General features: G+C 60.3%; 13 protein-coding genes and 1 pseudogene. 7 read left to right on the top strand and 7 right to left on the bottom strand.

Annotated elements, in window-relative coordinates; all coding sequences use genetic code 11:
- The first annotated feature begins 146 nt into the window (after nucleotides 1-146).
- Complete coding sequence (locus PVZ72_RS03085; protein ID WP_273861195.1) at nucleotides 147-1,112, top strand: hypothetical protein; 966 nt, start codon at nucleotides 147-149, stop codon at nucleotides 1,110-1,112.
- Nucleotides 1,113-1,114: 2 nt separating this feature from the next.
- On the opposite strand, the gene PVZ72_RS03080 is transcribed toward PVZ72_RS03085, so the two are convergent.
- Nucleotides 1,115-1,555 carry a very short patch repair endonuclease gene (locus PVZ72_RS03080; protein WP_273861194.1) on the bottom strand — a complete coding sequence of 147 codons (441 nt, stop codon included), beginning with the start codon at nucleotides 1,553-1,555 and terminating at the stop codon, nucleotides 1,115-1,117.
- Nucleotides 1,556-1,584: 29 nt separating this feature from the next.
- Here PVZ72_RS03080 and PVZ72_RS03075 point away from each other — a divergent pair, with 29 nt between their 5' ends.
- The 5 genes from PVZ72_RS03075 to PVZ72_RS03055 are packed head-to-tail and all read left to right on the top strand — an operon-like array spanning nucleotide 1,585 to nucleotide 10,372.
- Nucleotides 1,585-3,258: a DNA cytosine methyltransferase gene (locus PVZ72_RS03075; RefSeq protein ID WP_273861193.1), complete on the top strand. Its 1,674-nt coding sequence runs from the start codon at nucleotides 1,585-1,587 to the stop codon at nucleotides 3,256-3,258.
- 4 nt (nucleotides 3,259-3,262) lie between these two features.
- A complete protein-coding gene (locus tag PVZ72_RS03070) occupies nucleotides 3,263-4,714 on the top strand; it encodes an ATP-binding protein (RefSeq protein ID WP_273861192.1) in 1,452 nt (483 codons plus the stop codon).
- A gap of 6 nt (nucleotides 4,715-4,720) precedes the next feature.
- Nucleotides 4,721-7,561, top strand: a complete 2,841-nt coding sequence (locus tag PVZ72_RS03065) for a Z1 domain-containing protein (protein ID WP_273861191.1) — start codon at nucleotides 4,721-4,723, stop codon at nucleotides 7,559-7,561.
- The gene (locus PVZ72_RS03060) at nucleotides 7,545-8,558 is read left to right on the top strand and encodes a PD-(D/E)XK motif protein (RefSeq protein WP_273861190.1); all 1,014 of its coding nucleotides are present in this window, start codon (nucleotides 7,545-7,547) and stop codon (nucleotides 8,556-8,558) included. Before PVZ72_RS03065 ends, PVZ72_RS03060 begins: the two co-directional genes overlap by 17 nt.
- Entirely contained in the window at nucleotides 8,558-10,372 is a 1,815-nt protein-coding gene (locus PVZ72_RS03055) for an AIPR family protein (RefSeq protein ID WP_273861189.1), read from the top strand. Before PVZ72_RS03060 ends, PVZ72_RS03055 begins: the two co-directional genes overlap by 1 nt.
- A 1,424-nt stretch (nucleotides 10,373-11,796) precedes the next feature.
- On the opposite strand, the gene PVZ72_RS03050 is transcribed toward PVZ72_RS03055, so the two are convergent.
- Nucleotides 11,797-12,090, bottom strand: coding sequence for a hypothetical protein (locus PVZ72_RS03050; RefSeq protein ID WP_273861188.1), 294 nt, complete (start codon nucleotides 12,088-12,090; stop codon nucleotides 11,797-11,799).
- 383 nt (nucleotides 12,091-12,473) lie between these two features.
- On the opposite strand from PVZ72_RS03050, the pseudogene PVZ72_RS03045 reads away from it, so the two are divergent.
- Nucleotides 12,474-12,689, top strand: a pseudogene (locus PVZ72_RS03045) (Rid family hydrolase); the annotation flags it as partial.
- A gap of 79 nt (nucleotides 12,690-12,768) precedes the next feature.
- Here PVZ72_RS03045 and PVZ72_RS03040 read toward each other — a convergent pair.
- The 5 genes from PVZ72_RS03040 to PVZ72_RS03020 form a co-directional block, all read right to left on the bottom strand.
- Nucleotides 12,769-13,530 carry a DeoR/GlpR family DNA-binding transcription regulator gene (locus PVZ72_RS03040; RefSeq protein WP_273861187.1) on the bottom strand — a complete coding sequence of 254 codons (762 nt, stop codon included), beginning with the start codon at nucleotides 13,528-13,530 and terminating at the stop codon, nucleotides 12,769-12,771.
- A 55-nt stretch (nucleotides 13,531-13,585) separates the two neighbouring features.
- Complete coding sequence (locus tag PVZ72_RS03035) at nucleotides 13,586-14,269, bottom strand: SDR family NAD(P)-dependent oxidoreductase (protein ID WP_273861186.1); 684 nt, start codon at nucleotides 14,267-14,269, stop codon at nucleotides 13,586-13,588.
- Nucleotides 14,270-14,280: 11 nt separating this feature from the next.
- Nucleotides 14,281-15,411 (bottom strand): sialidase family protein, encoded by a 1,131-nt coding sequence (locus PVZ72_RS03030; RefSeq protein ID WP_273861185.1) that lies wholly within the window; start codon nucleotides 15,409-15,411, stop codon nucleotides 14,281-14,283.
- Nucleotides 15,398-16,810: a sodium:solute symporter family protein gene (locus tag PVZ72_RS03025; protein ID WP_273861184.1), complete on the bottom strand. Its 1,413-nt coding sequence runs from the start codon at nucleotides 16,808-16,810 to the stop codon at nucleotides 15,398-15,400. The genes PVZ72_RS03030 and PVZ72_RS03025 overlap by 14 nt, the downstream gene beginning before the upstream one ends.
- Before the next feature lie 78 nt (nucleotides 16,811-16,888).
- A complete protein-coding gene (locus PVZ72_RS03020; protein ID WP_273861183.1) occupies nucleotides 16,889-19,192 on the bottom strand; it encodes an MFS transporter in 2,304 nt (767 codons plus the stop codon).

Raw genomic sequence — 19,192 nt, 5'->3', positions numbered from 1 at the left:
CCAGACTATATCGGGTACGTGCCACCACAGTGCTGATAGCTCGGAGACATCGCAGGATCGCTTTTGCGGATGGCTTCACCTCCGCACAAATTGTATGGCAGAGTGGTATCGGCAATTTGTAAAACTTGGAGTGCGAAACCGCAGATATGGATTCAACTGTGCGGGTGATGTTGCACGGGAGAGAGATCGACCGTATCGCCTCCGTTGTGCGGATGGAAGGGGGCGCGGCTGTTGTGGCTTATCGAAATTGCGAGTGGCATGTCGTCGATGGGTGCATCCACCTAGATAATGACCAAAGCGTCAATGAAGTAGATAGGGGCGAGTGGGCACTGCTTGTCACACGCCTGCTTCCTGATTCTCTACCCAGCCAAGTTGGCGCCTGTTCCGAACTAATCGAATCGAGGTTTAGGGGAGCCATTCCCGGCGGCATCATGGGGGCGATCTGCTCCCTCGTAGAGCTGCGTCTCGAGCAGCAGGCGAGGGCAGCGTTGGTCGACTTCCTTGCGGAGAAGCGTGACTCAGTCAGGCTTCGAAGACTCCTGAGCATGCAGCTACTTTTCATGGAGCGCACGAGGGCCGCGACCGAATCCGCGATCGTTGCAGGGCCTTCTGTCGAACAGTGTTTTCCCCAAGATTCGGCTGAGGTCGAGTTTGATTGGGAATGGGGGGCGGAGGCTGAGCCGGATATTCTTGTTGTGGACGACTATCCACTCAGGAATGCTGCAGCGCAGCTTCAGGAGAGTATTGGGGCCCACAGGTCGAAGGTGTCTGAGGAAAGTATTCCATGGCTCGGCGACGTGAGTGACATATCGTGGGTAGAGGAGGACATGCGTCCAGACGACCAAGTGCGGAGGGACTCGCAGGATCACAAGATTGTCGAAAGAACGTTGGAACTGGGGCCAATGGCGATTGAGCTGCTGAGATACTTCACGGACAATCCGGGCGACCGATCCTTCCATGCCGAGCAGGTACTTGGCTATTCAGCTTTGGAAATAAATAGGCTGCTCACGGGCAGTCTTAGTCAGCATGTGACGAGAGGCTCCACCGGCGGGTGGGAGTGTCAGTGCTGGGTTGCCGATGTGCTTGGTGCCATCGATGGCCGTTCTACATGACTTTATTCGTCCGGCATCCTTCGTGGTTGGGAAGACGATCGTCTCAATTTCTGCAAGAGATTTTGCAGAGCCGTTTCGGAGTCACGAAGCTCGCATTCCCAAACGATGAATACGATCCAGCCAGCGTTTCGCAGTGCTTCAATCGCCTGCCGATCCCGTTCGACATTGCCTTCAAGCTTGTCAGCCCAAAACTCCGCACGCGTCTTGGGAAGTACTGCATAGCGGCAGCCAGGATGCCGGTGCCAAAAACAGCCATGTACAAATATACAGCTTCTCAGGCGAGGCAGTACAATGTCTGGCTTTCCGGGAAGGTCCGCTCGATGAAGTCGAAAGCGGAATCCATGGGCATGCAGAAACCTGCGTACCAGCATTTCGGGCTTCGTGTCCTTCCCCCGTATGGTCGCCATCATGCGCGACCTGCGGGCAGGATCAACTATGTCCATTTCGCCCCTTTTTGATACAGCGTGGTTTCATGAGCCGTACTCTACCCATCCAGGTTGTAGATCTCTTTGCCGGCCCCGGCGGTCTTGGGGAAGGCTTTTCGTCACATGGCAGCGGTGAAACCTTCGAGATAAGGGTTTCCGCCGAGATGGAGACATCCGCACGGTCGACGCTGCGTCTGCGGGCATTCTACCGTCTGCTCAGGCGCGACAAGCCAGAGGCTCTGGACGACTATTACGAATTTTGCGAAACAGCAAACGTAAGTCAGCCCTATACGGCGAGATCGCGCGATGCTTGGATGCAGGCGGATCACGAGGCCCAGCAGCTCGAGCTTGGTACGGAAGAGGGCAACACCAGGCTCGACAGGATGCTGGAGTCGAGACTGGATGAAACCAAACCTTGGGTTCTGATCGGGGGGCCGCCGTGTCAGGCTTACTCAATTGTCGGCCGCGCAAGAAATCGCGGCAAGCTCGACTACCGGGCGGAGGACGACCGGCGCCATTTCCTCTACCGGGAGTATCTCCGGATCATTCAGCGCAAGCGACCGGCGGTCTTCGTGATGGAGAACGTTAAGGGCATTCTTTCGTCCCGCGTTGCGGGAGAGCAGATATTCCCCAAGATCCTTAAGGACCTATCGGATCCGGAAGCTGCGCTGGGACTGAGCACCAGCGGGCCTAAGTACCGGATATGTTCGCTAACTGCGGACTACGTGTATGAGAATGGTGCCGATGCGGACAGCATCGAGCCTGCTAACTTCACCATTCAGGCTGAGGACTACGGCGTTCCGCAGGCTCGACACCGGGTGATCCTGCTTGGAGTTTCCGAAGAGTATGTCGGCGCGCTCGGCGACCATCAGCTCGAGCCGTCTGCCGGTCCAACAATTGAACAGGTAATCGGCCGGCTCCCGCCGCTCAGAAGCACACTGACGCGCTTGAAGGACTCGCCGGACGCCTGGGCTGCGGTGATTCGCGACCATCTTTGCGAGCTACATAGAGAATGCCGACACCGTGTTTCGGAGATGCCCGAGCGAGTAAGGCTTGCATCGCGGCTTGGCATACTTGCGGGCAGCTATTCCTCGAACTCGATGTCCAGCGGCGCGCTTCGCGTTCTCAAGCAAGGGGACTACGACGGCATTACCGGAACGCGACTCGACGGGTGGCTGAGAGACGAGCGGTTGCGCTACTGGCTGAATCATGAGGCCCGAGGCCACATGAGTTCGGACCTGCGGCGCTACGTCTACGCAACGGCGTTTGCTGAAACCTACCAGTATTCGCCGAAGGGCCATCGCGACTTCGACCTTCCTGGTCTCGAGCCCGATCACAAGAACTGGAAAAGTGGAAAGTTCAGCGACCGTTTCCGTGTTCAGCGAAAGGGATATCCGTCGACCACGATCACGAGCCACATCGCGAAGGACGGTCACTATTTCATCCATTATGATCCCAGGCAGTGCCGAAGCCTCACTGTTCGCGAGGCCGCCAGGCTTCAGACGTTTCCGGACAACTACTTCTTCCTCGGGAACCGCACGCAGCAATTTCATCAGGTAGGCAACGCGGTGCCGCCCCTTCTGGCGCACCAGATTGCCGACGTGGTCGCACGCATTATTGATGCTGGGAAAGCACGCGCGATCGGCCCAGAATTATATGCAGACAGGGAGTCCAACCTTGCATTCAACCTTCAAGAGTCGCAGTGCGCCGCCCAAGGCTAGCGCCATGATCGAGGCGCTGCGCGGTTTGGGCTACAACACCCAAACCGCGCTGGCAGACATCATCGACAACAGCATTGCCGCCGGCGCAACGGAAGTTCGAATCGATTTCGTCTGGGCCGAGCGGGACAGTCGCGTTATGTGCCTCGACAACGGCTCGGGGATGTCCGCTGCCCAGCTGGATCGGGCAATGCGACTGGGTGAACGCAGCCCGCTCGAGGAAAGGGCGGAGAGCGATCTTGGCCGCTTCGGCCTGGGTCTCAAGACTGCATCTTTCTCCCAGTGCCGGCGTTTGACAGTTGCCGCAATGGGAACCGACGGACTGCAGTCGCTTCGCTGGGATTTGGATTACCTGGCAAGGAGTACCGATGATGGCTGGCATTTACTCGAAGGTCCCCACCCGGGGTCAGAAGACTATCTGGAAAGCCTTTCGAGCGGGACGAGCGGAACACTCGTGCTATGGGAGGATCTGGATAGGATAGTCGCGCCCGGAACGACTGTGCAGGACTTTCTCGACCTTGCGGACCGGGTCGAACAGCACCTTGGTATGGTATTTCACCGTTTCCTCGAGGGAATTCGCCCGCGGCTAAAAATTCTTCTGAATGGGACGCCTGTCCGGCCATGGGATCCGTTCATGACCGACCACCCTGGAAAGCCGTACAACCCTCCGGTATTCACACACCCAAGTCGTTCCGGGATCGAGGCAGAATGCCACGTGCTGCCGCACAAAGACATGCTAACAGCCGAGGCCTTTGAGCGTCTCACCGGTCCGGAGGGGTGGACCGCGCAACAGGGGTTTTACGTCTACCGAAATGAAAGACTCTTGGTTTCAGGTAGCTGGCTTGGGCTTGGTGCTGGCCGCGCTTGGACCAAGGACGAGGCTCATCGGCTCGCGAGAATACGTCTGGACATTCCGAACTCGGCAGATGCTGACTGGAAAATTGACATTCGCAAGTCGACTGCCAGGCCGCCGGTGTATCTGCGCCAGTGGCTGACCGGTCTGGCAGAGGTAACCCGCTCCCGTGCGCGTAGGGCATTTGCACATCGGGGGCGACCGACACTGATTGGTACCAGGCAGGTCATGGAGGTCTGGAAGATCGAAAGGCTCGCTGGCGGAATGCGATATCGGGTCGACCCCGAACATCCGGCCGTCAGGGCCGTACTCGACGAGGCCGGAGCCCTTCTTCCAATGATTCGCACCATGCTGCGCGTCATTGAAGAGTCCGTGCCGGTACAGCGAATCTGGATTGACACAGCCGAGAACCGAGATACCCCCCGTACGGGCTTTGATCAGAGTCCTCCAAATGAAGCTCGCGAGGTGCTGCTCGTCATGTACCGCAACATGATCGAACGAAAGGGATATTCCCCGGAAGCGGCCCGCGAACAGCTGAAGGCGACTGAGCCGTTCCATGCCTTCCCCGCACTGATTGATGCGTTGCCCGATAGCCTGAAGGAGTAGGACACAATGTCTGAAGACAACAAATGGAGCGTAGTGAAGTTCGTCCAGGAAATGCTTGCCGGCGAGACGGACAAGTCGGCGATCACGCCAACGCTGATTTCTGAAAAGATCGACATGGTTCTGGCTCTAATGCCGCAGTGGGGGGAGGACCTTGATCGTGCGGACGTGACCGAGGAGCTGATCCGACGGTTCAGCATCTGGGTCGGGGACGATACCTCGCTTGTCGACACGGCCGGGCATATCCCGTGGCTGACACCCGAGCGTAAGGTCGACTGGCGCTACTGGCGACGGTATAGGGAGTGGCAGGAGCAGAAGCTGTCTTGGGAGATTGCCGAGAAGCTCGATCGGAGCACCGACAGCATCCTTTCAAAGCTAGAAGACCCTCGCCGTGAGGGCCAATGGGATCGCCGGGGCATGGTGGTTGGGCACGTCCAGTCTGGCAAGACTGGCAGCTACACCGGCCTCATCTGCAAGGCTGCCGACGCTGGCTACAAGATCATTATCGTTCTTGCGGGGCTGCACAATAACTTGAGGGCCCAGACGCAGATGCGGCTGGATGAGGGATTTCTCGGCTATGAAAGCAGTCCGGTGGAAGGAGCCGGCAATGTCGCCATTGGTGTCGGGAAGATCGACTCGTCAGCCTCACTCCGCCCCCAGTACGTGACCAACCGCTCCGAAACGGGCGATTTCAACACAAGGTTTGTGAAGAATCTTGGCGTGTCTCCGGAGCAGAAGCCGTGGCTGTTCGTGGTCAAGAAGAACAAGACGATCCTGACCCGACTATTGACTTGGATTCACAAGCACGTCGCCGAAAGCACGGACCCGGAAACCGGCCGGCCGCTCGTTACCCATCTGCCCCTTTTGATAGTCGACGACGAGGCGGACCACGCATCGGTAGATACAGGCGAGAACGTGGTGGACGAGAACGGGGCTCCGGATTTGGATCACCAGCCGACCGCCATCAACAGTCTCATTCGTCAGATTCTTCACTCTTTCTCTCGCAAGGCCTACGTCGGCTATACAGCTACGCCATTTGCAAATATCTATATTCATGAGCATGGCGAGACGGTTAAGGAAGGTCCCGATCTGTTCCCGGCCGGTTTCATTACCAATCTCGCCGCGCCTTCCAGCTATGTCGGACCGGCCCGCGTCTTCGGGCTGGCCAGCGAAGAGGGGCGTTCCGGTGCGCTAGATCTGGTTCGCTACGTAAGGGACCAGTGCTTGGAAGACGGAAAAACCGGATGGATGCCGTTGGGCCATAAGAGTACGTACGTGCCCACTGTTGACGGATACGATCGGATACCCCATTCGCTCCAGGAAGCCATCAATGCATTCATCCTCTCGTGTGCAATTCGACAGCTTCGAGGGCAGGGCGGCGAGCACAGCTCGATGCTCATCCACGTCACGCGCTTCAACTTGGTCCAGCAGCATGTTCATAGGCAGGTCGGCGACTACGTCCTGCACCTCAGGCAGCGGTTGAGGCGTCGAATCGACCATGAGAATTGCCTGAGCGCCCTCCGCGACCTATGGAGCAGGGATTTTGTTTCGACTAGTGCCGGTATCGCAATGCAGAGCGGTCTGGACATCCAAAACTCGGCAGGCGACTGGGCGGCCATCGAGATGATACTGCCGGATGCGCTCGAGCAGATCGATGTCCGGATGATCAACGGAACTGCCAAGGATGCTCTCGACTATGCGGACAGTGCCACGGGACTGAAGGTCATAGCCATCGGCGGCGACAAGCTGGCGCGAGGGCTTACCCTAGAAGGGCTCTGTGTAAGCTATTTCCTTCGTGCATCGAAGATGTACGACACGCTTATGCAGATGGGGCGCTGGTTTGGCTATCGACCTGGCTACCTAGATCTGTGTCGGCTGTATACGACAAACGACTTGGTGCAGTGGTTCGAACACATCGCTGACGCAGCAGAGGAGCTCAGGGCCGAATTTGATTTCATGATTGAGAGCGGTCTGACGCCTCGTGACTATGGGCTGAAGGTCAAATCCCATCCGGTGCTGATGGTAACTTCTCCGCTGAAGATGCGAACGGCCAAGACGTTATACCTTTCGTTTAGCGGAGAAGTGGTTGAAACGGTGGCCTTCTTCACCGATCGCGAGAAGGTGACACGCAATCTGGCGTCTCTCTGGACCCTCGAGGCTGCCTTGGGGACGGCAGCGCCAATTCCCGACCAAGGACGAAACGGCAGGACCGATAGCTGGAGCGGTGCTTGCTGGTGCGGCGTATCTGCGCAGCCGGTAATTGAGTTCCTTCGTAGCTACGAGACGCATCCGGACTCCCGTAAGGTGCGAAGCGACCTGCTGGCCGACTTCGTTGAAGAAATGAGCCGTGCCGGAGAGCTGACCGAGTGGACCATAGCGGTTATCGGCGGCAGCGTGGCGAAGACTGAAGTCGTCGGAGGGCGGGAGGTCAGAAGGATGAAGCGACAGAACAGTGCGTCCGAACCAGAGAAATATTCGATCGGGCGTCTGCTTTCGCCAAGGGACGAGGCATTGGATCTGGATGAGTCGAGCTGGATCGCAGCGCTCGATCTGACTCGAAGAAACTGGAAGCCCGATACGGGGCGGTCGAGGGGCCGAACCCAGCCGGATAGCCCGAGTGGCCCGTATCTGAGGCGTATAAGGGGGCTTGGCGGGGAAGGCATACTCCCGCACCCGGAGCGGGGGCTGCTTCTGATCTCGCTACTGGATCCGGAAGCCTCCGGAGTCACAGATCTCGACCTGCCAGTGGTTGGCTTTGCCATCAGCTTTCCTTCCAGCAGCAAGGGGAAGTCCGTGCCCTATGTCGTCACCAACCTTCTTTGGGAGCAGCAGTATGGCGGCAGCGACTAGCGGAGAAATCGAGGCGGTCTGGCGCGCGTTGTCAGGGAACCAGTCGACATCGGGGTGGCACTCGATCGAGCTTTTCAATGCCGGCAACTGCCGCGTCAGGGGTGCTCGCCATTCTCCCGGTAACGAGGAAGCGATTCTCGTGGGCTTCTCTAAGACCAGAATCGCGCCGAGTTCACAGCTCCCTCAGGGACGAGGCTTTCGTATGGAGCGGGCTACGCTTGGCGATGTTGGAGGCGCATATCAGTGGCTTTCGATCACGCGGCAGCCCGCGGGAAGCCTCGAGCTTTTCGCGGCGGTCGCGGCCGACGTCTGTGGGCTAATCATCTCTCTCGCAAGTTCGGCGGAGGGCATTGTGTATCAGCGTCTGCTCGGGCGCGTGCGCGGCTGGCAGGAATTCATGCGCAGGGGGCCAGATGGTTTAAGTGCCGAAGCCGAGCTGGGGCTGGTCGGGGAAATCCATGTGTTGCGGGACCTCCTCGACGAGGGGATCCCTCTCTTCACTGCCGTGGATTGCTGGAAGGGTCCTCTGGATGGACTGCACGACTTTCGGTTTGGAAGCGGAGCCATCGAGATTAAGTCCACCCTGGCCGCCGAAGGATTCCCAATCCATATAGCCTCACTGGAGCAGCTTGATGACGCGCAGTGTGCCCCACTGCATTTGTGCGCGTTGCGTTTCGCACTAGATAACGCCGGTGCTTCGCTACCCGATCTGGTGACGCAGATGCGCGAGCGTCTGGACCCCGATCCGGCAGCGCTAGGGATGTTCGAGCAGGCGCTGAACCATGTCGGTTATTTGGACATGCATGGGGAAGGCTATACCCGACGCTTCTCTGTAGTCGAGGTTCGTTTCCATCTCGTGAACGGCGATTTTCCGCGCCTGACGCCATGCCATGTGCCGCTTGCGGTACGACGTGCAAGCTACGATATTGACCTCGGTCTTGTCCCGGCCGGCAAGGACAACCTTGTGGTCGTGCTGGCCCAACTTGGAGCAGTATGATGGAAATTCTAGACTTTCTTCTCGATACACAGGCGTCCATACGGGAAGAGGTCGCAAAGGAGCTTGTTCCCGGCGAGGGTCCGGTACCTGCGGAGGCGGTGTTTTCCTCGCACGTCATGACCCACATGGCCGATCAGGGCATTACGTTCGAGCCTACTTCGTGCCACTACGAGGCAAGGATTGGCAACAGCAAGGTAAAGGTCAGCGGTTACGCGGTTTCCGATACGACGGATGAGCGGGGCAACCCGGACAGGCTGGATCTGTTTGTAAGCCTCTACCGCGGAACTGAGACGCTTGAGCAGATCCCGGATGCAGAGGTCGGAAGAGCCGCCAAGCTTGGACTGCAGTTTCTTAAACTTTCGGCCTCTGGCAGGCTGTCGCGAGAGCTGGATGAAACCAATGACGTCTATCCGCTTGTGGTCGAGGTGGAGCGAATCTTCGAATCGCTGGACGACATCCGGATCTTCGTCATCACCGACGCGCTTGTGAAGACTAGAGCTTACGCTCCTCAGGAGGTTGAAGGAAAACAGGTCAGGCTAGAGATCATGGACCTGCAGCGGCTGTACAACCACTGGCAGCAGGGCCGGGCACGTGACGAACTGGTGGTGAACTTCCGTGATCTGTGCGGTACGCCTCTGCCGAGCGTGTGGGTGCCCGGGAGGGAAGGGGACGAGTACGATTATGCGCTGACCGCCATACCGGGCGAGGTGTTGCGTCATCTGTACGACAGGTATGGGCCTCGAATACTCGAGGCTAATGTTCGTTCGTTTCTGGGCGTCGGAAGCAAGGGAGTGAACAAGGGGATTCGGGATACCCTGCGTAATCATCCAGACCGGTTTATGGCCTACAACAACGGCATAGTCGTCGTAGCGGATGCTGCACAGCTGGATCGCGCGTCCGACGGATCTGTAGGTCTCCTCTGGCTGCAGGGGATGCAGATCGTAAACGGAGGCCAGACAACGGCGTCCATCTACTTTGCGAAAAAGAAGAACTCTGATATCGACCTAAGCAATGTACGCGTTCCTGCTAAGATCATCGTGCTGCGCGACGGGCAGGCCGATGACGAGGAGCTGATAGCCCACATCTCCCGATATGCCAACAGTCAGAACGTTGTCAGGCAGTCTGATCTGTCTGCAAACAAGCCATTCCACCGGGAGCTCGAGCGAATCTCCATGCGGACCTATTGCCCGGACGGCGTTGGGCGATGGTTCTATGAGCGGTCGGCGGGCAGTTACAAAGTCATGCTGGAAAAGGAAGCAGCGACGCCGGCACAGCGACGGAAGCTGCAGACCGCCATTCCACCCTATCGCCGGCTCACGAAGCCTGACTTGGCTAAGTATCTGGTTGCCTGGGAACAGAAACCCCATTTGGTCAGCCTTGGTAGCCAAAAGAATTTCCAGATATTTATGGATGCGCTTGCCGAGCGGGAGCTGGCCGGTGAAGAGGTGGTCCCAGATCAAGACGATTTTAAGCGGATAATTGCCAAGGCAATTCTCTTTAAGGCCGCCCACAAGGCGATTCGTCCGCTTTTTCCGGCATTTCAGGCGAACATCACTGCATATACGATCGCGATACTTGCCATGAAGGCCGAAGATCGTTTCGACTTTCGGTACGTCTGGCAGGAGCAGGCGATTTCGCCACAACTCCAGCGACAGATTGCCGTCTGGGCAGTCGAGGTTAACGAGGCTCTGCACAGTCGCTCTGAAGGCAGAATGATCTCGGAATGGTCAAAGAAGCCCGAGTGTTGGACCAAGACGAGGGATGCCGTCTACTCACCCTTGCAGCAGAATATCCCGGAGATTCTCGGTAGCTGAGCCTGTGTTAGGCCTAATAACGACAGGCCGGTGGGCCTGCGCCTAAGGCGTGCTACATGACAAGAGGGTAGGTGCGAGTGGACTTGAAAGGAGTACAGGACCTGTTCTAGCTGATCCGCGGCGATAGCATATTAAAACGATCCGCATCAACTCCGACGGTGTTATGCCGATGTGATTTATCTGAAGCTCAAGCGACGGCCTAGGCAATAAAACCAATATCGAAAGCTAGGTACGCCGCTGATTTGTGATGTCTTTGCTGACCGGGCGCCACTCGGACTCGCCGGAATCGTACTTCGATAAAGACATCAATGCCGTACACGTCCGTCCATATGCCGATGTCTTGGCGGAAATCGAAGCGGCCGAGCTGTCAGACATCATCTGCCACATCGGCCTGCCTCAGGCATTGAACACGTCTTCAGTGAACGCCTTGGCCATCAAGGTGTTTTGGGTCTCCCAAGCCAATCGGGGCGACAAGGTTTCCTGTCCAAGGATATCACCGTGCGGACATGCTTACGCAATACGGCGATATTGACCACATCTGCTTGAAAATTTTTTTCAAGCACCGAGGGTTGGCCAGAAACAGGCACAGCAAATTGGAAAGCTTTGTGTTTGTGCAGAAGGAGTTAAATATCAAAATTAGTAATAAATCTTCAGCAACTTACATGGTAAACGTGGTTGTCCAGTGTAGTTCGGGCAGGGCATGCTGCGGGGCCATTACGCGTTTAGACGATCCAAAATATAATCTTGTCGGCAACTGCCTACCGACTCGAACGGTTTGAAGAGTATCTGGCTGACTGTCGTAAGCTGATGGCGCAGAAGGTCATGCAGTATTACTGCGCGCTGTAAGGTTCTGCGGTAATGCGTCGTCTCTCTATTCTTTTAGGTACTCTATGTGGAGCTGCAATTGGTCCCACTGTTCCCACACGTCTGCTGTAACTTCGCGCGAACGCTGGCCTTTTCCGCGGGGTTGCGAGAAAAATGCTAGGCCATCTTGAATGGAAACCCCGTCGCAAGCTTCGCCGCTATGTCCAACCGTAGCCGTAGGGCTGAAGCTACTGACAGCTTCAGCTAACTGCTCGGAGATTAAGTCTCTGCTTTCAAAGGCATCGCTGCCCGCTAGTAGCATCCCGTGAATGATTGATAGGTCGATTTGAGTGCTCTTAAACCAGTAAGCGGCGCACCGGTACGCTGCTATCCATGCGATGTTCGAATCTTGGATCATGTTGTTTATGGTCCCGCTCAAGGACCGCTTCTGCGTACCCGCTGAAAAACATGAGCCAAGTACGACGCCGGTAATATTGGCTTTCCGAGATCCCAAGTTGCATTTCACAAGAATGTCTACCACCTTGGCTCCAGAGACGCGACTGCCGTCGCCATGGCCGGCTACATATACGATTGCATTATCGTACTGATGGGAGGCCATCTCATCGAATGCGGCCCTGAAGCTGCAGGTCGTAATAGCGTGAATGAACGATGTCCACACTGCTGAACTGCTTAGCCATGCCCTCGAAAAATGGCAGCACAGTAGAGCGATTTCGATCGCTGTCGTCAAGATTCCACGGCCCCTCTAATATCAATACCGCGCTTCTGTTGCTCATGCTCAATCCTAAATTGGTTTTGTTTGTCATGTTTCGCATGTCTGCATGTCCAGCGTCTGTTTTAGGCGATGAATCATTGCCCTTGATTTGCCGGAGCGTCCATGCGGATCGATCTTGCATGCGGCAGAGTCCGCACGCGAAGCTCTCGGGTATCGAGCAATGTGGCTCGCAGTGGCACTATTTTAATAGTCGTTAAGGTCATGTCGCTGGAAATCGGCGCTTCACGAACCAATTACGCCAGCCCTTCCGGAACCCAAGCTTCAATCGTTATCGGCACTGTTTTGCCTAACTGAATGGCACCCGTCTCGATACAGTGCTACAGGTTGAAATCAGATGGTCGATTCGAGGACCTATCGAAAGCCCTCGCAGCAAGGAACCGATGCAAGACGCAATCCATCGCGCTATCGCCGGTGACCTCGGTATTTATCGTTCTGGTGGCCATGGTTGTTAACGACAGGTTCTTGCAGATGAGTAGTTTTTTGCCGAGCTTGGTAACCCGGCAGATCGACGACTACTTGGCCAAGGTCGGGCTGGACAAGACGCGCATCCTCAGCGCCCAGGTGTGGCTGTCGGACATCCAGGCCAACTTCGCCGGCATGAACGAGGTGTGGGACGCCTGGGCACCCGAAGGGCAGGCACCTGCACGGGCCACGGTGGAGTCCAGGCTGGCGGCGCCGGAGTTGCTGGTCGAGATTGCCATCGTCGCTGCGGCGGAGTGAAGACAGGGCGCATCGACTCGCGTGAGGCGGTGCGCCGATCCGTTATCACCCGCGGTTGGCGACGCCGGGGGCAGGTCGCTCAGGACACAACTTCAACCCTTACCAGCCCCTGCTGCCGGAACGGCGCCAAAACCTCGGTCGCCGTGGCATCGGTAATCAGGGTCCAGTCCGTCTTGAGCGGCGTCCAGTGTTGCTGGCGATCACGCCCCAGCTTGGTCGAGTCGGCGAGCACAAAGACCTCGGCGGCCTGCTGGATCATCAGCTCCTTGAGGTAGGCCTGCTCGGTACTGGCCTCGCAGAGGCCACGGCCGGCCACCACGCCATCGGCGCTGAGAAAGACCTTGTCGGCCGACAGCCGCTCCAGCATGGTGAAGGCCGCTGGGCCAAAGGTGGACATGCTGCCGGGGCGCAGGTCGCCGCCGAGCAGGGTGACGTGGCCTTCAGGCAGATCACGGAGCAGCGGCACCGCCAGCAGGTTGTTGGTGATGACGTGCAGGCCGCGTCTTTCGTTGAGCAGCTTGGCCAGGGCGGCGGTGGTGGTGCCGCCGTCCAGCACCAGGGTGTCGTGGTCGTTGATATGAGCCAGGGCGGCGCGGGCGAGCAGGGCCTTTTCCGGACCGGACTGGTTGCTGCGTTGCTCCAGCGACGGCTCCGGCTCACGGGTGCCGATATGGGTCGCCCCACCGTAGGTGCGCAGGATCTGGCCTTCTTCCGCAAGGGCGGTCAGGTCGCGGCGGACCGTGGCTTCCGACACTTCCAGATGCCGGCACAGGGTTTCGACATTGGTGTGACCGGCCAGAACCAGTTCGAGGATGGCCTGGCGACGTTTGGCGACCTTCATGGGGAATCCATCGGGAAAGACCGCGCTACTCTAGCGCAGTCGTGCTTCCCCCACATCACAGCGAGGCGCCGCCGCAGACCGTCAGCGTCTGGCCGGTGAGGGCGCCGGCATCCGGGCCGAGCAGGAAGGCGGTCAGGCCCGCGACCTCTTCAGGCTGCACATAGCGGCCCAGCGGCGGCAGCCGCGGCGGCGTGCCGGCACGACCCGGATCACGCAGCATGGGCGTCTCGGTCGCCCCAGGCGCCACCAGGTTCACGGTGATGCCACGCGCCGCCAGCTCCAGCGCCCAGGAGCGCACCAGACCCACCAGTGCCGCCTTGGTGGCGGCGTACTGGCTGCGTCCAGCGGCACCCTGCATGGTACGGCTGCCGATCAGCACGATACGACCGCCTGCGGCGAGGCGCTCGATCAGGCGGTCCACCAGTCGGCTGGCCACGGCGACGTGCAGGTGCCACATGGCAGCGCCATCGGCCGGGTCCAGGGCGCCCAGCGGCGCGGTGCGCATGAAGCCGGCCGCATGGACTATGGCGTCCAGCGGGCCGATGTCGGCCAGCACGGCATCCAGCGCCTGGGCATCGGCCAGGTCGACGCCGATCCAGGTCAGCGCCGGATGTTTGTGCTCGGGCGGGCGGCGGCTGAGGCCAGTCACCCGCCAGCCCTCGGCGAGCAGGCGCTGGGCGATGGCGGCGCCGATGCCGGAGCTGACGCCGGTCATCAGGGCATGAGGCTGAGTTGTCATCGCCGTCTCCTCTAACGCAGCGCTGCCAGCGGCAGGCGGATGTGCTTGATGCGCTGACGAAAGTAGGTGAAAGCCAGGTGCACATCCCCGTCGGCCGCCTGCACCAGGCTCGGATAGGAATACTCGCGATTGAGCTTCTCGGTGGAGTTGTTGGTCAGGCAGTAGCCATCGCCGGCCTCGACGTCCAGACGCCGCCAGCTCTGACCCTCGTCCGTGGAGACGGCCAGGCTCATGGGACCGCGTGGCACGCCCCAGACAGCGCTGCGTTCACCGTCCTTCGCCACCGGATCGACGCGGCTGTCGCCATCGTCGATCTCGTCATAGAGCGAGGCGCGGCGCTCGCTGTAGTCGGCGGCGCTGGTGGGGTTGTAGGCCACCACCAGTTCGCCGCTGGTGAGGCGAACGAACTGGATGGATGAGTTGTTGTTGGGCAGGGCCGTCGGGGTAGGTGCGCTCCAGCTGCGACCGCCATCCTGGGAGCGGCTGGCATGGATGAAGTCGGCCCAGCGACTGCGGAACAGCGCCAGCAGGCTGCCGTCACCCAGCAGCTGGATATTCATGTGCACGCAGCCGCTGCTCTCGGGCACCGCATGTTCGGTCCAGCTGCGACCCTGATCGTTTGAAATCAGCACGGCACTGGTGTCATGGCTGCCCACCCACTTCTCGCCGGGGCGGGCGATGCAGTGGAAGATCGGCAGCAGCCAGTCGCCGTTGTCCAGCACCACTGGCGGCTGGCGGACGAAGGTCCCGGGGGTGTCGATCAGCGTCTCGATCGGGCCCCAGCTGTGGCCGCCATCGGTGGACAGCCGACGCCGGACAATGGCGGTGTCCTGGTTGCCGGCCAGCTGGGCCGTCCAGAGCAGCCACAGCGGACCGTTCGGCGCCTGGAACAGGATGGGATTCTGCTCGGAGCGAGTCGGGTCGTCCGACAGCTGTACGGGATCGCTCCAGGTACCTGTGACCGGATCGCGGCGGCTCAGCAGCACCGAGATGTCGGCCTTGCCTTCCTGGGTGCCGGCGAACCAGGTGCACAGCAGGGTGCCGTCCGGCTGAGCCAGCAGGTTGGCGGCGTGGTTCTGCGGATAGGGCGTCGGCAGGAAGCTGTCCTGGCGACCAGCGATGGCGATTTCAGTGATGGACATGGGGGACCTCAGCAGGGGCGGCTTTGGCGGCGGACTGGGGGAAGAGCCGTTCGATGACCACGACGATGGCGGGCGTCGCCAGGGCAACGTACATGTTGTCGATGCCATAGGGGTTGCCCAGCAGATACCAGACGCTGGTGGTGATGGTCGAGGCCAGCAGGCCCAGGGTCGCGCCGCGATTGGTGGCGAACAGCGGCAGGTAGATGGCGATCATGGCGATCACCGCGATGGACAGGCGCAGCGCCCGGGTAAAGAACGACAGGTTCAGGATCTCGGGCACGAAGAACACGAAGAACAGCGGCACGAAGCCGATGATCAGGGAGATCACCCGGGTGGCCTTGAATTCACGCTCGGGCGTCGGCTTGCGCAGCGGCACGTAGAAGTCCCGTACCACCAGTGAGGCGATGGCGAGGGCCACGGTGCTGACGCTGACGAAGATGGAGGCGACCAGGGAAATGGTCACCACGCCGGCCAGCACCGGGTGCATCGACTGCAGGAAGACCGGCAGGGCGTAGAGGCTGCTCATTTCCGGATGCAGGTACCTGGACGCGACCCCGATGAAGCCCAGCGCCAGGGAGATGGGGATGCACAGCAGCGAGGCATGGAAGGTGGAGCGTTGCGCGGCGCGTGCATCCTTGGTCGAGGAGATCGCCTGGATGATGAACTGGGTGGAGAAGATCGCGCCGACGGTACCGATGATCCAGGCGAAGATCTTGCTGCCGCCGATGGCGCCGTCCCAGGTGAAGTAGTGCTCCGGCATGTTCTGCATGACCGGGGTGAAGCCACCGGTCATGTGCAGGGCCACGCCCGTGACGATGAGCACGCCCACGTACTTGACCGCGGTGTGCAGGATGCTGACGTAGGCCACGCTCTTCAGCCCGCCGAACGCGTAGTACAGGGTACTGACGATGGCGGTGATGAAGGCCGCGGTGGGCAGGTTGATCTTGAGCACCGTGGCGATGGCCGCGGCGCCGCTGACGTAGTTGCCCACGTTCACCAGCAGGAGGGCGTAGATCATGATGATCGACACCATCAGCTTGGTGGACAGGCCGTACTTCTGGGCGATGAAACCGGAGATGGTGAATTCGCCGGAGGCGTAGAGCTTGCGCGCCATCAGCAGGCCGAACAGTGGAAAGCCGATGGCCGCGGCGATCACCGACCAGGAGGCGGCGAAACCACTCTCGAAGGCGGCCTGGGCGGTGCCCACCGTGGACTTGGCGCCGATGAATTCCGACATCATCAGGATGCCCACCACGAAGGCCGGCATGCTGCGCGCGGCCACCATGAATTCGCCGCTGGTGCGGCTGCGCAGGCGGATGCTGAGCCAGGTGGTGAAGAGGGTGTAGACCACCACCATCCCGATGATGATGGCGGTGCTTTGCACGTCGAACGTCTGCATGGAAATCGCTCCGTGTTGTTGTTGTACGAGCTTTTTCACAGGGCGCCGACAGGCCGCCGGCGCCCTGAACGAGGAACGTCAGTGGCTGGGTTGGCCGGCGCCCAGCAGGTCCGCCTCCGGGTCGTCGTCGGTGACGATGGGTTCCACCCGGCCGAGCAGGAACAGGTAGTTGAGGATGGCCGCCACGATCAGCGCCGCCGAGAACAGCAGGGCGATGTTGAAGGAGCCGGTGGTGGCGACGATGAAGCCGGTGACGATGGGGCCGACCACGCCGCCCATGTTGGAAACCGAGTTCTGCAGGCCGGCCAGCATCGAAGTCATGCCGCGCGGGGCGATATCCCCGGGCATGGCCCACACCTGGGTGGCGGCCACGGTGGTGCCGGACTTGGCGATGCACAGCAGCACGATGGCGATCCAGGCCGACTCGGCGAAGGCGGCCAGGCCGATGCAGGAGGCCATCAGCAGGCCGACGATCAGGAAGGTCTTGCGGATGGTGGTCAGCGAATAGCGGCCACTGCGGTAGATGCGGTCCGACAGCCAGCCGGCGAAGACTTCCACCACCATGGCGATCAGCAGCGGCAGCGCCGCCATGAAGCCCATGGAGATGAGGTCCATGCCCTTTTCCTTGACCAGGTAGGTGGGCAGCCAGGTGATGAAGAAGTAGGAGTTGTAGTTGATGAAGAAGAAGCCCAGGCACATGGCCCAGACGTTGCGATAGCGCAGCAGCTCGTACCAGCGCATGGCCGGCTTCTCGCCATTGCCTTCGCGGCGCCGCTGGCCTTCGCGGATGTAGCGCAGCTCGGCCTCGTTGATGCGCGGGTGGTCTTCCGGATCGTTGCGGTAGAAGGCGAACCAGGCCAGGGCCCAGAGGATGCCGAGGGCGCCGCTGATGACGAAGGTCAGCTTCCAGCCGAACAGTGCGATCAGGCCGACGATCAGCGGCATGGCCACCGCGCCGCCGAACTTGGAACCGCTGTCGAAGATGCCCGAGACGGTGGCGCGCTCCTTGTCGGGAAACCAGCGCGAGGTGATGCCGGCGTTGCTCGGGTAGGCCGCCGCCTCGCCGATGCCCAGGCCGATGCGCAAGGCGAACAGCGACTTGAAGCCCGTGGCGAGGCCGGTCAGGGCAGTCGCCAGCGACCACCAGAGCACCGCGCCGCCCAGGGTGGCCTTCTGACCGAAGCGGTCGGCCAGCCAGCCGGCGGGCAACTGCAGCAGGGCGTACGACCAGAAGAAGGCCGACATGATCAGCCCCATCTCGGTCGCGTTGAGGGCGAATTCCTTGCTGATGAAGGGCGCGGCGGCGGAGAGCACCACCCGGTCGATATAGTTGATGGCGATCGCTGTCCACATCAGTCCGGCGATGATCCAGCGAATCCTGGTGGCCTTGTTGTTGTTATCCATGATCAGGTTCCGAAAGGGGTAGGGGGGGCAGGGGGCGACGACGACGGACTCCAGGGTGGTGCTGCCGGTAAGGGCGGCGACCACGTTGCGGGCGCAGGTGAGGCTGAGGATGTCCAGCGCGCCCGGGGTGTAGCCGGCGATGTGCGGTGACACCACCACGGTGGGCAGCCCGTACAGCGGGTGCTGGTTGGCCGGCTCGTCCTCGAACACGTCCAGAGCTGCGCCGCCCAGGTGGCCACTGTGCAGTGCCTGGTAGAGCGCCTCTTCATCGACGATGCCGCCGCGGGCGGCGTTGATCAGGTGGGCGCCCGGCTTCATCAGGCCCAGTCGCCGTGCGTCCAGCAGGTGGCGAGTGGCGTCGGACAGGCCGATGTGCAGGGTGACGAAATCGGCTTCGGCGAGGAGCTCGTCGAGGGCGCGAAACTCGATGCGTTCGCGGTCGGCGAAGGCCTGATCTGGATAGGGGTCATGGGCGATGACGCGCATGGCGAAGCCACTGGCGCGCCGCGCGACTTCCTTGCCGATGCTGCCCAGGCCGACGATGCCCAGGGTCTTGCCATGGACATCCGCGCCAAACAGCCGTGGCCACTCGCCGGCGCGGGTTTCGCGGTCGGCGCGGGCCACCTGGCGGGCCGAGGCCAGCAGCAGGGCGAAGGTGTAGTCGGCCACCGCATGGCGGTTGGAGTTGGGCACGTTGCAGACGGTCACGCCATGGGCGCGGGCCGCGTCCAGGTCGATGTTGTCGACCCCGACGCCGTGCTTGCACACCAGGCGCAGCTGCGGCAGGGCCGCGAAGGTGGCGGCGTCGAAGACGTTGAAGGCGGTGATGGCCGCCTGGCAATCGGCGGCCGCGGCGATGAAATCCTCGGCATCGATGTCGGCGGGCAGGGTCACCACGTCGATGCCGTGGCGGGCCAGCAGCTCGAGCGGTTCCCGGGAGTACTTGGCGAAGGACGGCGAGGTGCAGACGACTTTCAT

The sequence above is a fragment of the Pseudomonas sp. LA5 genome (assembly GCF_028640825.1).
Classification (GTDB): domain Bacteria; phylum Pseudomonadota; class Gammaproteobacteria; order Pseudomonadales; family Pseudomonadaceae; genus Chryseomonas; species Chryseomonas aestiva.
Note: the sequence above shows the minus strand (reverse complement) of the source record. Positions and strands in the feature narration are given on the sequence as shown.

Coding starts and splice junctions, on each gene's coding strand:
- PVZ72_RS03085 (WP_273861195.1), top strand. CDS start 147: ATGGATTCAACTGTGCGGGTGATGTTGCACGGGAGAGAGATCGACCGT.
- PVZ72_RS03080 (WP_273861194.1), bottom strand. CDS start 1,555: ATGGACATAGTTGATCCTGCCCGCAGGTCGCGCATGATGGCGACCATA.
- PVZ72_RS03075 (WP_273861193.1), top strand. CDS start 1,585: ATGAGCCGTACTCTACCCATCCAGGTTGTAGATCTCTTTGCCGGCCCC.
- PVZ72_RS03070 (WP_273861192.1), top strand. CDS start 3,263: ATGATCGAGGCGCTGCGCGGTTTGGGCTACAACACCCAAACCGCGCTG.
- PVZ72_RS03065 (WP_273861191.1), top strand. CDS start 4,721: ATGTCTGAAGACAACAAATGGAGCGTAGTGAAGTTCGTCCAGGAAATG.
- PVZ72_RS03060 (WP_273861190.1), top strand. CDS start 7,545: ATGGCGGCAGCGACTAGCGGAGAAATCGAGGCGGTCTGGCGCGCGTTG.
- PVZ72_RS03055 (WP_273861189.1), top strand. CDS start 8,558: ATGGAAATTCTAGACTTTCTTCTCGATACACAGGCGTCCATACGGGAA.
- PVZ72_RS03050 (WP_273861188.1), bottom strand. CDS start 12,090: ATGCAAGATCGATCCGCATGGACGCTCCGGCAAATCAAGGGCAATGAT.
- PVZ72_RS03040 (WP_273861187.1), bottom strand. CDS start 13,530: ATGAAGGTCGCCAAACGTCGCCAGGCCATCCTCGAACTGGTTCTGGCC.
- PVZ72_RS03035 (WP_273861186.1), bottom strand. CDS start 14,269: ATGACAACTCAGCCTCATGCCCTGATGACCGGCGTCAGCTCCGGCATC.
- PVZ72_RS03030 (WP_273861185.1), bottom strand. CDS start 15,411: ATGTCCATCACTGAAATCGCCATCGCTGGTCGCCAGGACAGCTTCCTG.
- PVZ72_RS03025 (WP_273861184.1), bottom strand. CDS start 16,810: ATGCAGACGTTCGACGTGCAAAGCACCGCCATCATCATCGGGATGGTG.
- PVZ72_RS03020 (WP_273861183.1), bottom strand. CDS start 19,192: ATGAAAGTCGTCTGCACCTCGCCGTCCTTCGCCAAGTACTCCCGGGAA.